13 protein-coding genes are annotated in these 13,645 nt (G+C 32.8%); 6 read left to right on the top strand and 7 right to left on the bottom strand.

Translation table 11 applies throughout. The features are described from left to right. The 3 genes from ACIQZC_RS05210 to ACIQZC_RS05200 all read left to right on the top strand — a co-directional run. Window positions 1–1,640 (top strand): T9SS type B sorting domain-containing protein (locus ACIQZC_RS05210; RefSeq protein ID WP_396138180.1); only part of this gene is annotated, 1,640 nt, incomplete at its 5' end. Window positions 1,641–1,745: 105 nt separating this feature from the next. After that, window positions 1,746–3,503: an aromatic amino acid hydroxylase gene (locus tag ACIQZC_RS05205; protein WP_396138179.1), complete on the top strand. Its 1,758-nt coding sequence runs from the start codon at window positions 1,746–1,748 to the stop codon at window positions 3,501–3,503. A gap of 62 nt (window positions 3,504–3,565) precedes the next feature. Further along, on the top strand, window positions 3,566–3,874 hold the full coding sequence (locus ACIQZC_RS05200; protein ID WP_396138178.1) for a rhodanese-like domain-containing protein: 309 nt from the start codon (window positions 3,566–3,568) through the stop codon (window positions 3,872–3,874). 28 nt (window positions 3,875–3,902) lie between these two features. Here ACIQZC_RS05200 and ACIQZC_RS05195 read toward each other — a convergent pair whose 3' ends face one another. From ACIQZC_RS05195 to ACIQZC_RS05165, 7 genes are all read right to left on the bottom strand, one after another. Further along, on the bottom strand, window positions 3,903–5,048 hold the full coding sequence (locus tag ACIQZC_RS05195; RefSeq protein ID WP_396138177.1) for a peptidogalycan biosysnthesis protein: 1,146 nt from the start codon (window positions 5,046–5,048) through the stop codon (window positions 3,903–3,905). 218 nt (window positions 5,049–5,266) lie between these two features. Beyond that, a complete protein-coding gene (locus tag ACIQZC_RS05190; RefSeq protein ID WP_396138176.1) occupies window positions 5,267–5,719 on the bottom strand; it encodes a KTSC domain-containing protein in 453 nt (150 codons plus the stop codon). Window positions 5,720–5,845: 126 nt separating this feature from the next. Then, the gene (gene ilvA / locus ACIQZC_RS05185) at window positions 5,846–7,087 is read right to left on the bottom strand and encodes a threonine ammonia-lyase IlvA (protein WP_396138175.1); all 1,242 of its coding nucleotides are present in this window, start codon (window positions 7,085–7,087) and stop codon (window positions 5,846–5,848) included. After that, complete coding sequence (gene ilvC / locus ACIQZC_RS05180) at window positions 7,087–8,133, bottom strand: ketol-acid reductoisomerase (RefSeq protein WP_396138174.1); 1,047 nt, start codon at window positions 8,131–8,133, stop codon at window positions 7,087–7,089. Before ilvC ends, ilvA begins: the two co-directional genes overlap by 1 nt. 12 nt (window positions 8,134–8,145) lie before the next feature. Then, a complete protein-coding gene (gene ilvN / locus ACIQZC_RS05175; protein ID WP_396138173.1) occupies window positions 8,146–8,733 on the bottom strand; it encodes an acetolactate synthase small subunit in 588 nt (195 codons plus the stop codon). Between the two features lie 2 nt (window positions 8,734–8,735). Further along, window positions 8,736–9,005, bottom strand: coding sequence for a thiamine pyrophosphate-dependent enzyme (locus tag ACIQZC_RS05170; protein ID WP_396138181.1), 270 nt, complete (start codon window positions 9,003–9,005; stop codon window positions 8,736–8,738). A gap of 677 nt (window positions 9,006–9,682) precedes the next feature. Continuing rightward, window positions 9,683–10,681: a GntR family transcriptional regulator gene (locus tag ACIQZC_RS05165; protein WP_396138172.1), complete on the bottom strand. Its 999-nt coding sequence runs from the start codon at window positions 10,679–10,681 to the stop codon at window positions 9,683–9,685. A 100-nt stretch (window positions 10,682–10,781) separates the two neighbouring features. Between ACIQZC_RS05165 and ACIQZC_RS05160 the strand changes: the two genes are divergently transcribed. The 3 genes from ACIQZC_RS05160 to galT all read left to right on the top strand — a co-directional run. Beyond that, a complete protein-coding gene (locus ACIQZC_RS05160; RefSeq protein WP_396138171.1) occupies window positions 10,782–11,825 on the top strand; it encodes an aldose epimerase family protein in 1,044 nt (347 codons plus the stop codon). Between the two features lie 20 nt (window positions 11,826–11,845). Further along, window positions 11,846–13,012, top strand: coding sequence for a galactokinase (gene galK / locus ACIQZC_RS05155; protein WP_396138170.1), 1,167 nt, complete (start codon window positions 11,846–11,848; stop codon window positions 13,010–13,012). 6 nt (window positions 13,013–13,018) lie between these two features. Then, on the top strand, window positions 13,019–13,645 hold a 627-nt coding region (gene galT, locus ACIQZC_RS05150), incomplete at its 3' end, for a galactose-1-phosphate uridylyltransferase (RefSeq protein WP_396138169.1).

Here is a 13,645-nt window from a genome sequence, read left to right as displayed (position 1 = left end):
CTTTAACTACCACGATGACTATTGTAGTACATCCACTTCCAACAGTTATTCCAAGTGTTATTACTCAGAGTTTTTGTTCGGGTGGCACAACCAACATTAATTTGTTAAGTAATGTTTCTGGCGCTACATTTTCATGGACTGCAACCGCTACAACCATAACGGGTCAATCAGGATCGGTTACTGGTTCTGGAGCAACTAGTATTAATCAGACCTTAATTTTGAATGCCAATCAAGTAGCAGCAGGTCAAGTAACTTATGTTATTGTAGCAGAAGCTAATGGATGTTTAGGAGCACCAGTAACTGTTGTGGTTACGGTGAATCCTATTCCTAATGTAATTGTAAGTCCAACTTCACTAGCCCAAACCATTTGTTCAGGGCAAGCCACTAATATTTCGTTTTCAGGAGCTATTAATAATACGGTTTACTCTTGGAGTGTTGTGAGCAGTGTAGGTGTGAGTGGCGCATTAAACGGAAGCGGCACAGCCATCAATCAAACACTAACTACTACAGGATTATCTCAAGGAACTGTAGTATATGAAGTAACACCAAGCTTAAATGGCTGTACAGGAACTCCACAAAGAATAACAGTAACGGTAAATCCTGTTCCTGAAATATTTGGAAGTGCTACACATCCCGATCTATGTAGTGGCGAATCTACCTTTATAAGTGTTTCAACCTTCAACGCTACAACAGTTTTCAATTGGGTAGTTGAACCCGTTGGTGTTTCAGGAGCAACTGCAGGAACCGCAACAGGGTCATCAATACTTATAGCACAACCACTAACCACTACGGGCAATACCCGAGGTTATGTCGATTATATTATTACTCCGTTGTTAACAGGCTGTCCAGGTATACCCATCACGGTGAGAGTCTATGTGGATCCATTACCAGTAGTTTCCTTAACCGATGGAACCATTTGTGTGGACGGTGCAGGAGTTCCGTTCCAAACCTACGTATTGGATTCAGGATTAAATGATGTAAATTATGACTTTATTTGGACCTTTGAAAGTGGAACAATTCCAGTCGCAATAATTCCAGGTGCAACTAGTGCAACCTATACTGCAACCCAAGTAGGAACTTATACCGTCGTAGCCACCAATAGCATTACCAATTGTGTTTCCAATATAGCCAGCGCGGTGGTAACGGCAACAAATCCAGCAACAAGCTTAACAGTAACCCAGAGCGAATACTTTAGCGACAATGCAACGCTTGTAGTAACCGTAACAGGCGGCAACGGAACATTATTGTATCAATTAGATCAAGGAGCATTACAAGAATCAAATGTGTTTACTGGAGTAACAGGAGGAACACATGACATTACAGTAGTGGATACCCAAGGATGTACTTATCTGACCCAAAAAGTATTGGTGATTGATTATCCAAAATATTTCACACCAAACGGTGACGGTTATAACGATACATGGAACATCATTGGATTAAATCAACCCGATGCTAAGTTATACATCTTTGATCGCTATGGAAAGTTATTAAAACAATTGAGTGCAACCACAGCGAGTGAGGGATGGAATGGAATATACAACAATGAAAAATTACCATCAACGGATTATTGGTTTACACTTGATTACACAGAAAATGGAACTCAAAAACAGTTTAAAGCCCATTTTTCTTTGAAACGATAAAAAAATGAGAAATTAATTTCCTCATTTTTTTATATTGAATTCACAAAATACTTTCCAACTTTCTGAAAAATTCGTAATTTTACATAAAACATCACCAATAAAATTATGGAAACGCATTTTGAAAGCAATCCGTTGATTGATCGATTACCTGAACATTTGAAGCAATTCATCAAACCACAAGTTTATGAAGATTATACTCCCATAAATCAAGCGGTTTGGAGATATGTAATGCGCAAAAATGTTGATTACCTTTCAAAAGTTGCACATAATTCTTACTCAGAGGGGTTGCAAAAAACAGGATTAGAAATTGATAATATTCCAAATATGTATGGAATGAATCGGATTTTGAAAGAAATTGGTTGGGCAGCAGTAGCCGTTGACGGTTTCATCCCTCCCAATGCTTTTATGGAATTTCAAGCCTATAATGTACTCGTCATAGCTTGCGATATTCGTCAATTAGAACATATAGAATATACACCAGCTCCAGATATTATTCACGAAGGTGCGGGTCATGCGCCTATTATTGCTAACCCTGAATATGCAGAATATTTAAGACGATTTGGCGAAATCGGTTGCAAAGCCATTTCATCTTCAAGAGATTACGAATTATACGAAGCCGTTCGATTATTATCTATTGTAAAAGAAGCTGAAGACACCCCGGAAACTGAAATTAAAGCCGCTGAAGACCAAGTTGAATTTTTACAAAACAACATGGGTGAATTATCTGAAATGTCTAAAATTAGAAATTTACATTGGTGGACAGTTGAATATGGCTTAATTGGATCTATTGAAGATCCGAAAATTTATGGTGCCGGTTTACTTTCCTCTATTGGAGAAAGTGCTTGGTGTATGACCAATAATGTTAAGAAAATACCCTACGATATTTCGGCCGCGGATCAAAGTTTCGATATTACAAAGCCTCAACCTCAACTGTATGTAACACCAGATTTTGCACAATTGAGTCAAGTTTTAGAAGAATTTGCAAATAAAATGGCATTGCGAACCGGTGGTTTGTTGGGAATTAAAAAATTGATCAATTCCAATGCCTTAGGTACTATAGAATTGAGCACCGGACTACAGATTTCGGGTTTCTTTTCAAATGTAATTGAAGATGAAGGAAAACCTGTTTATGTTCAAACTTCAGGAAAAACGGCACTTTCATACAGAGAAAAAGAACTCGTAGGTCATGGAACTGAATATCATGCCGAGGGTTTTGGATCTCCTATTGGAAAACTTAAAGGCATCAATTTAGCCATTGAAGAAATGAGCCCTAGAGACTTGCGTGCCTATGCAATTTATGAAGGCGAACAAGTAACTTTAGAATTTGAAGGAAATATTATCGTAAAAGGAGAAATTATAACAGGTTCTCGCAATCTACAAGGAGAAATCTTATTAATTAAATTTAAAAATTGTACCGTTACCCACAATGACCAAGTGCTTTTCCAACCTGAATGGGGTATTTATGATATGGCCGTTGGAAAAAAAGTAATTTCAGCTTTTTCAGGTCCAGCTGATGTAAATAGTTTTGATATGATCAATCATGTTCCATCCTCACAAACGATAAAACAGAAAAAATCTGTTGAAAGAGAAGAATTAGAAAAACTATATGCCAGCATTAGAAATATTAGAGAAAATAAACCCTCTAAAATCACATTAATAGAAGCTTTTGCAGCTGTTTCTGACGGACATCCAAACGATTGGCTGCTATCAGTAGAAATTGCAGAACTTGCCCAAAAAGAAGGTAATTCTGATTTGGTTAACAAAGTTTTAAATCATTTAGAAAATGTAAAAACTAATCGACCAAAAATTGCGCATTTGATTACTAATGGATTGGAATTGATTTTTGAGAAAGCAAACGCTTAATGGTAACAATTGTTACTGAAGAATATACCACTCTAAATTATCTTTGCTAAAAAAAAACATTTATGGGACTATTAGATTTTTTAGGAATTGGAAACAAAACAAATGATGTACAAGAATACATTCAAAAAGGAGCGATTATTTTAGATGTCAGAACATCGGATGAATTTAAAAACGGACACATTAAAAATTCAAAAAATATTGCTTTACAAGTATTAAATGGAAACATTGAAACCATAAAAAAATGGAATAAGCCCGTTATTGCTTGTTGTCGTTCAGGTATGCGAAGCGCACAAGCAACTTCACTTTTACAACAACACGGCATTGATTGCATCAACGGTGGTGGATGGACCAGTCTAGAAAATAAGATTTAAATTTAATCCCGAAAAATTTCGGGATTTTTTATTTAAAAGGATGACGCTGCTGCCATAGAAGTGTTGGTTCTAATTTTTTAAAAATTGGACCCATAAATCGGTTAATCAACTTGTTGGTATGAAAAATAAATCCAGACATATTTACTGGCGATGCTCCTACAGAACTTTTAATTTCTAAAGCTGTTCTACCGAAAATAATTCGCTCAAAACCATTTTCAATTCCAAAAGCCGTCATGTTGTATAACATATTCAAATACAGCATATTTTCTTTTTGAATGGTTTCATTGTAACCCAAAAAATAGGTTTCTAAAGTGGTATCATTCAATAAAAGTGTATGAAAACCTACTAATTTTTTATTTAAAAAATATCCAAAAATTTGAAATCGATTTCCACATTGCTCTTTTAAGGTTGAAAAATGATTTTTAGAAAGGAAAAAGGTGTTAAAAGGTGCGTTCTTAGCAACATAAAAATACAATTCATAAATCGTGTTTTCATGAACTAATACTTCTTGATGGGAAAGATTTTTAATTGTAATTCCGTTGAATTTTTTATTGGCACGCTTATATTGATCGCGGTATTTTTTTGAAAGTACAGCAAGATAATCATCAAATGAACTCCAATTTTCATTCAAATAGAAAATCATATTTGGTTGCGTACTGAACTCATATATTTCTTTAAGACGATATTTTTTCAATTCGATTGAACAATCTTCATAAAAATCTTTAAGGGAAACCAAATGAATCTTCTCACCTTTTTCTATAAAATACTGTATGATTTCGTATGCGCTTTGCAATAAAATTTCGCTAATACATTCAAAATCTATTTCTTTTGAAAATACGTAACCATTTTGACCCGTTATCATATTATTACCTATGAAAAGCGAGTGTGATGCAAAATTTTTAAATATAAAATTTCGGAGCAGTGTTTTAAAACATTTATCTCTTTCACCAAAGGATTCGAGTTTATTTAAATCTAAATATTGCGCTAAAGAAACGCCTATTAATTCTGAATTTTCGAAAATTCCAATATAAAAACACTCCATATTTACAGGTGCCGAACGTTCTAGCACAGATAAATAGGGTGTTTGAAGAAAAACATTACTCTGAGCTACTGTATCCCAAAGCGATGGTAATGCTCCAATTGAATTGTATATTTTAAATGTTATTCCGTCCAAAATAAAAAAATTAATTGAATACAGTTGCGGCAAGATTATTTTCGTTATAAAATTATTTCTTCCGATTCAATTAAGGAAAAAAGGGTATATCCGTCACCTATATAAATAAGTCCGTCTTAACAGTTTCTTCCTCTTAAATGCAAGAAAAAGAAAAAAGAATTAGTAATAACAATACGATTTTTAAAGCAATTTTCATAAGGTAAATATACTAAAAACTATTATTCGCTTGCAACCAATTTTGAAGCACTACGGTATAAAAATTCATTATAAATGTGTCTTCTTGCAAAACGACTTGGAGATTCGGCATTGACCATTTTTATGTATGTTACCTTTGGCACACTAAAATATTCGTATTTACTTCCATCTAAAAATGAAATATACAATACTCCATTATCCATATAGAAATCCAGAATATTTACCGTTGTAGTCGTTTTTTGATAGATCTCTTTGTTTTTTTCTTGCGTTTCTGGAGCAATACTAACTAAAAAATGATACGCTTCAATAATATTTTTGCTTCTTTCTTCGGCCGCTAAACGCTCTACAGGATCGGCAATAGTATCAGGATGATCTTCTTTCATGCTGTTTCTGTAAATTGTTTTAAGCTCTTTTAAAGTAGCTGTTTTGGTAACATCGAGTAATTTTCTGTACTCCGCAATTTTCTTTGGATTCATGTAGCTGATTTTTATTTTTAAGGAATTATTTATAATTAATTTTAGAATCCTTAAAAATTTTGATTGGCAAAGATAGAAAAAACTATCTGTAAGTTAATTTAAATAAACGTTATCAAAAATAGGTAACTAAATTAATAATGCTAATAACGGATTGTTTTCATTTAAATACTCAAATTGAAATCCTTTCTCGTTCATTTTTAATTTAATTGACTGCACATCATTTTCGTTTTTAACTTCTAAACCGACTACTACTGGGCCAACGTCTCTATTATTTTTTTTAATAAATTGAAAGTACGTAATATCATCCGATTCAGACAGCACTTCATTAACAAATTCGCGTAAAGCGCCTGGACGTTGAGGAAATTGAATCATAAAATAATGTTTCAAACCTTCATACATTAACGAACGCTCTTTAATTTCTTCGGTTCTTTCAATATCATTATTGCTTCCGCTAACAATACAAACTACTTTTTTTCCTTTTATTTCATCTGCAATAAAATCTAAAGCCGCAATTGACAACGCACCAGCGGGTTCTACCACCATAGCTTCTTCATTATACAATTGCAAAATGGTTGTACACACTTTGCCTTCTGGTACCAAAATAATTTTATCTAAAGTATCTTTACAAACCTCGTATGTTTGTTTTCCAACTTTTTTCACCGCGGCACCATCTACAAATCGGTCTATTTTGTCCAAAAGAACAGGTTGTTCTAAATAAATGGCTTGTTGCATAGAAGGCGCACCTTCAGGTTCTACTCCAATAATTTTTGTTTTGGGACTTAACTTTTTGAATACGGTTGAAACACCAGCTGCCAATCCGCCGCCACCAATGGGTAACAACAAATAATCAATTTTAGAAACTTTTTCTGATAGAATTTCTAAACCAACCGTGCCTTGCCCAGCAATCACCTCAACATCGTCAAAAGGATGAATAAATTCTAATTGGTTTTCATTTGAAAATAGCTTTGCCGCATGAAATGCATCATCAAAAGTATCGCCAATTAAAACAATTTCCACAAACGATTTCCCAAAAAGTTGTACCTGCTTTATTTTCTGTTTTGGCGTGGTTTTAGGCATATATATTTTGCCTTGGATTTGCAATAACTGACAAGAATAAGCCACCCCTTGCGCGTGATTCCCTGCGCTGGCGCATACAATTCCATTTGTTTTTTGGGCTACATCTAAATGACTAATTTTATTATAAGCACCTCTAATTTTGTAGGATCTAACTTTTTGTAAATCTTCCCGTTTTAGATAAATAGTTGCTTGATATTTTTCAGATAGATTTGTGTTTAACTGAAGTGGCGTTTTTAGCACTACCTCAGTTAAATTTATTTTAGCTTGTTCTATTTTTTCAAATAAATCCATTAATTCAATTTTGGTCTTAATTTTCTGACGGCTGCTCCGGCTTGCCAAAGTTCAGATTCGCGGATTTCTTTTAATTCTACATCTAATTTTTGACGGTAATCTTTTTTACTTCCTTCTGAAATTACTCTATTTGCTTCTCTTCCAGATGCCACTTCTTCGTATAAATTTTCGAATACTGGTGTGGTTGCCTCTCTGAATTTACCTTTCCAATCCAAAGCGCCACGTTGTGCGGTTACTGATGTATTGGCAAACATCCAATCCATTCCGTTTTCTGCCACTAAAGGCATCAAACTTTGCGTTAATTCTTCTACCGTTTCGTTAAACGCCTCCGAAGGTGAATGTCCATTTTTTCGAAGTACTTCATATTGTGCTTCAAATAATCCTGCTAAAGCACCCATTAAAATTCCTCTTTCGCCCGTTAAATCTGAATAGACTTCTTTTTGAAAATCGGTTTCAAATAAATAGCCCGAACCTACTCCAATTCCTAATGCAATTGCCTTGTCTTTTGCTCTTCCGGTAGCATCTTGATATACCGCTATGCTTGAATTGATGCCCTCGCCTTTTAAGAATAATCTTCGTAATGATGTTCCAGAACCTTTCGGTGCAACCAAAATTACATCAACATCTGACGGAGGAACAATTCCTGTTTTTTCATTAAACGTAATTCCAAATCCGTGAGAAAAATATAACGTTTTACCAGGAGTAAGATTTTTCTTAACCGATTGCCAAGCTTCAATTTGTCCCGCATCTGAAAGTAAATATTGAATAATAGTTGCATTTTCGCACGCTTCTTCAATATCAAATAAGGTTTTGCCTTCTTCCCAACCATCGGCAAGGGCTTTATCCCAACTTTTTCCACCTTTTCGTTGTCCAACGATTACCTTGAAACCGTTGTCTTTTAAATTTAAGGATTGTCCTGGTCCTTGCACGCCGTAACCAATTACAGCAATGACTTCATTTTTTAATGTTTCTTGTGCTTTCTCTAATGGGAATTCGTCTCTTGTGATGACGGTTTCATTCACTCCTCCAAAATTTATTGTTGCCATACGCTGCTTTTTTTACATTTGAAATATTTGATCTTTTTTATCTAAAAACGTGTTATTTATTGATTGCAGTGATGGATTTTGCATTTCCATTTCTACTACTTTTTTATGAATGCCGTCACTTGCATTGATGATGGCGATTCTGGAACTTCTTACAAATTCTATTAACCCGAATTTGTCTAATTTTTTCAATAATTTATTAATTTCATCGCCTTGTCCTGTAGCTTCAAAAACAGTATAATCGCTTCGAATCACTACTGCTTTTGCACCGTATTCTCGAAGTAATCGCTCAACTTTTACTTCTTTAATTATTACTTCTGTTGGAACTTTGTATAATGCCATTTGTTGCCAAACAATTTCTTCATTTGTGTTGCAATAGACTTTAAACACATCTACAATTTTTTCAATTTGTTTGACCAAATTTTTCACAACCGCTTCAGATTCAATAACTACAATAGTAAATCGATAGATATTTGGCACTTCACTTGGCGAAGTATTAAAACTTTCCAAACTGATTTTTCTTCTTGAAAACATAATGGCGATTTTATTGATTAATCCCACCTGATTTTCGGTATATATTGTAAGGGTAAACTCTTTTTTCATAATTACATATCTTCTTTACAAAGCACAATTTCTGACACTCCTTTTCCTTGTGGAACCATTGGAAACACATTATCTTCCATTCGAACAGCCACTTCTAATAAATATGATTTTGGATGGGATAACATTTCTTCTAAAGCTCCTTTCAACTCTTCTCGTATTTTGATGCTGTTCCCTTTTATTCCATATCCTTTTGCAACTTGAACAAAATCTGGACTTTGAATATCAGTAAACGAATAGCGTTTTTCGTGGAATAATTCTTGCCATTGACGCACCAATTGGCCGAAAAGGCATTTGAAAAAGTAAAAAGAGCACTAATAAATAACCATAATTTAAAATTCGATAGGGGGAATTTTTTAACCATACATACAATATTTAAATAATAACAAATAGTTAACATTCAATTAACTAGAAACCAAAAGTAATTATTCACTTATTGTAATATGTAATAAAATATAGTAATTTTTTGAAGTCTGAATATTCAAAAAAATTAATTAATTTATGAATATTTATATTATTTAATAAGATTAAAGAAGATATTTACAAAATAAAGTAAACGTATTTTATGGAGTCAGAAAAAATGAAACTATTTTAACCAATGCTTAAAACCTCATTTAAAGGATGTAGAAATATATCTACATTATTAATGCAATGCGTTATAATATATAACCATTCAATAAAAAAGAAAAAGCCACTCATTTCTGAATGGCTTATTTAGTAGACTTGTCAGAAGGCATCTCGAACAATTTGCTTAAAGATTATGAACAGTTTTTGATGTTTTATGAAGCCAAAAAAACGGCTAAATTTCTTTAATGGGTTTTGTTACGACAATGAACCCTATTGACTTATTCTCGAGCCAAATCCTAGAATTTCTAGCTGATTTTGCTTAAAATAGGCCTTAGAATTAGTTGTAGATGATAAAATTTCTATTGGTTAAACTTAATGCTTTGTTTTATAAAGACTGGCGGATTATCAAGTTACTTTTATTTTCTATTTGTTCCTTTTTTCCATTCAAAATCATTTGCGCTAGAATTTTTCCCATCGCTACAAAATCTGTAGATATCGTTGTAATGCCGTTTTCGACCACTTTTTTTAATGGAGTTTCGTTATAAGATATGATTCCGAAATCTACACCAAGAATAAAATTTTGTAGCTTTGATTTTTCAATCACTTTCACTAAATCTCTGTCATCGGGAATTATATAAACTTCGCCTTTTTTTATTTTCTGGTCTTTAAATTCAGTATAAACGGTATGGTTAAATCCGAAGTCTTTACAGAATTTTTTAAAGCCAATTTTCATTCCTATGGGTTCTCTAAAGCCCGGGAAAATCATGTTTAGTTTTTCGTACTTGTTTAATTTAGTTTTACCCCTTTCTAAGCCATTATAAATATCTTTCTTGTGATTTTGATATACCGCAGGAAATGATTTTAACTCATTATTTGTTTGGTCTAATATATAAACATCGTCAACTGGTAGGGTTTTTATTATCGCAGCCGCCCCATCTAAATTTGTTGGCATAATGATATATTTAGTGTAGTTTCCATTGCTGTCATTAATTAGTTTTTGAAAAACTTGAAGATTAAAATGATGAAAAAAAATATCAACCTGAGTATTCATTCCAATATTTTCTATAAAAGAATTATAAAGATCTTCCTTAAAAATATTAAGCTCATCAAAAAGTAAAAAAATCCTTTTTTTTACTTTTACCTCAATGGTTTTTATATAGTAGCCTTTACCAAGAATAGAATATATAATACCTCGCTTTTTTAATTCTTCATAAGCCAGAAGCACGGTATCACGGGAAATAGAAAACTCAAGGCATACTTTATTTATAGATGGAAGTTTATCATCTTTTTTCAAAAGTCCTTTTACAATAGTTTTTTCAATAGAGTAAATAATTTGTTTATACTTAGGTATGCCTAGATTATTTTGAATATTAATAAATTTCATAATTAAAAATTTTACAAATATACATAAACTGGTAGGTACTAGTGTGTAAAATAATGATATTTAAATTATATTTGAATTATATAAATTTTTGAAGAGCATTATGAATTCATTTTTAAATACTAGTTCTAAAATTAAATTCTTTGGGCATATACCTGATGGAACTGCAGTCAAATCCTGTGATTTAACCAATAAAAACGGAATGCACTTGAATGTTATCACTTTTGGTGCTACGATAACCTCATTAAAAATACCCTTGAAAAATGGCAATTTTATTGACGTGGTCTTGGGTTTCGATACTTTGGAAGCCTATTTAAATTCCTTTAATATAAATAGTGCGCCGTATTTTGGAGCCACGGTAGGGCGTTTTGCTGGCAGAATTAATAATAGTACTTTTAGATTGAACGGCAAATCGATTGATTTAAATAACAATAATAATGGGCACTCCTTGCATGGTGGAAATATTGGCTTTAGCCAAAAACAATGGGAGATTAAAAATGTTAATGAAGGGGAAAATCCATCTATAACGTTAAGTTATTTCAGTCCCGATGGGGAAGAAAATTACCCCGGAGATGTATCGATAGATTTGACCTACACTTTATCGGAAGAAAATGAATTGATTATTGAATACGTTGCCACTACTTCCGAGGATACATTAATAAACTTGACACATCATAGTTATTTTAATCTTGATGGTCATAATTCCACTATTCTTGAACAGGATTTGTCAATTAATTCCAATAAAATATTGGAAACCAATGAACATACTATTCCAACGGGCCAATTTCTGAATTTAGAAAACAACCCTTTTAATTTTAACCAAGCTAAAAAATGCCCTCAAAAAATAGATACCACTTTTGTTTTGAATGGTGATGAGAAAATCGCTGCTTCCCTTTTCAGCCCTAAAAATAATTTAGAAATGTTGGTTTATACAAATCAACCGGCTGTGCATATTTATGTGGGAGGAAATTGTAATAATGAAATAAAAGGAAAGGAAAATACAGATTATCACAATTTGAGCGGGATTTGTTTTGAAACTCAAAATTTTCCTGACGCACCTAATCACGATCATTTTCCTGACTCTGTTTTGAGAAAAGATGAAGTATATCAACATAAGACTAGGTATAAATTTCAAGAAATTAAATAAAAAAAAACAAATTATAAATAATGAATGCGATTTTAATTAAAGACACAACTGATTTTTTTAAAGCTAAATTTGGAAATGTACCCGATAAAATAGTTCTTTCCCCGGGAAGAATTAATATTATTGGCGAACACATTGATTATAATGATGGTTATGTGTTACCCGCAGCTATTGATAAAATAGTTTGTTTTGCATTCGAAAAAAACAATTCAAATACCGCAAAAATTCATGCGATTGATCTGAATGAATCACTAAAAATAGACGTTACAAAAGAAGAAACAATTAGCGATATCGTTTGGACTAATTATTTACGGGGTGTTTTATTTCAATTAAAATTAAAAGGATACAAAATAGGCGGTTTTAACTGCGTCTTTAGTAGTAATATTCCTATTGGTTCTGGTTTGTCTTCTTCGGCAGCCTTAGAATGTGGATTTTTATTTGGGATTAATAAAATGTTTAATTTGGATATAAAACCAATCGATATGGCTTTAATGGGGCAAAGTGCTGAGCACTGGGTTGGAATTAATTGCGGCATCATGGATCAGTTTTCTAGTATTATGGGATTTGAAAACAAAGTAATAAAGATTGATTGTCGTACTTTGGATTATACTTACCACGATGCTGATTTTGCCAATTATTCTTTAATTTTATTTGATAGTAACTTGCAACATTCATTATTTACATCCGAATATAATAATAGACGAATAGAATGTGAAGAAGGATTAAGTATTATAAATGAAAATTATCCTGAAATTAATAGCTTTAGAGATTGTAATGAAGAATTATTAATTGGTTTGAAATCTAAAATGACGGATAATGTCTTTAGAAGAAGTTTATATGCCGTAAAAGAAATAAAACGTGTCATTCAAGCTTGTACTGCGCTCGACAAAGGCGATATTGAAACATTAGGTAAATTAATGTTTGAAACCCATCAAGGATTGTCTAAAGATTATGAAGTAAGCTGCACGGAATTAGACTATCTGGTAGATTTGGCAAAAGCCGAAGAGGATGTAATTGGATCTCGGTTAATGGGAGGTGGCTTTGGAGGTTGCACCATCAATTTAGTAAAAAAGGGAAGTGAAAGTAAAATAAAAGAGAAATTTACCACATTGTATGCTGAACATTTCAAAATAGATTTAATAACATACGATGTAAAAGTTTCTAACGGAACTTCACTATATAAAAACTAATTTATAATGAAAAAATTTGATATCTACGAAGATCCGCACCGACGGTTTAATCCGCTCATAAACGAATGGGTTTTGGTTTCTCCACACAGAGCAAAACGTCCTTGGCAAGGTCAAAAGGAAACTGATGCTAATGATGAAAGACCAACATATGATCCAACTTGTTATCTGTGTCCGGGCAATGTTCGTGCTAATGGAGAAGTAAATCCAAAATATCTTAGTTCATTTGTTTTTGAAAATGATTTTGCAGCTTTAAAAAAAAAAGAAATTGAGTTTGAAGAAAGCAAGGAAGCTACTTTCTTTAAAGTAAAACCAGAGAGAGGAATTTCACGAGTGGTTTGTTTTTCACCAAAACACAATATCACTTTGCCAGAAATGGATTTGTCAACTATCGAAGAAATTATTCGAACTTGGCAACGTGAATATACGGATTTGGGCAATGTTGATTATATTAATTATGTTCAAATTTTTGAAAACAAAGGAAGTGTCATGGGGTGTAGCAATCCACATCCACATGGACAAATTTGGGCACAATCATCTATACCAACCCAAGTAGAGAAAACACAAAATAGTTTGAAAGCCTATTTTGATAAAAATAAAAGCAATCTTTTAATTGACTATTTAAATGAAGAATTA

Source organism: Flavobacterium sp. (assembly GCF_044338735.1).
Classification (GTDB): Bacteria; Bacteroidota; Bacteroidia; order Flavobacteriales; family Flavobacteriaceae; genus Flavobacterium.
The sequence above is the reverse complement of the archived record's forward strand: the minus strand, read 5'-3'. Positions and strand labels throughout refer to the sequence as shown.

Excerpts from the sequence above, each read along its gene's own strand:
- ilvC (WP_396138174.1), bottom strand. The coding sequence starts at position 8,133 with ATGGCAACAATAAATTTTGGAGGAGTGAATGAAACCGTCATCACAAGA.
- ACIQZC_RS05160 (WP_396138171.1), top strand. The coding sequence starts at position 10,782 with ATGAATTCATTTTTAAATACTAGTTCTAAAATTAAATTCTTTGGGCAT.
- ACIQZC_RS05190 (WP_396138176.1), bottom strand. The coding sequence starts at position 5,719 with ATGAATCCAAAGAAAATTGCGGAGTACAGAAAATTACTCGATGTTACC.
- ACIQZC_RS05165 (WP_396138172.1), bottom strand. The coding sequence starts at position 10,681 with ATGAAATTTATTAATATTCAAAATAATCTAGGCATACCTAAGTATAAA.
- ilvA (WP_396138175.1), bottom strand. The coding sequence starts at position 7,087 with ATGGATTTATTTGAAAAAATAGAACAAGCTAAAATAAATTTAACTGAG.
- ilvN (WP_396138173.1), bottom strand. The coding sequence starts at position 8,733 with ATGAAAAAAGAGTTTACCCTTACAATATATACCGAAAATCAGGTGGGA.
- ACIQZC_RS05200 (WP_396138178.1), top strand. The coding sequence starts at position 3,566 with ATGGGACTATTAGATTTTTTAGGAATTGGAAACAAAACAAATGATGTA.
- galK (WP_396138170.1), top strand. The coding sequence starts at position 11,846 with ATGAATGCGATTTTAATTAAAGACACAACTGATTTTTTTAAAGCTAAA.
- ACIQZC_RS05205 (WP_396138179.1), top strand. The coding sequence starts at position 1,746 with ATGGAAACGCATTTTGAAAGCAATCCGTTGATTGATCGATTACCTGAA.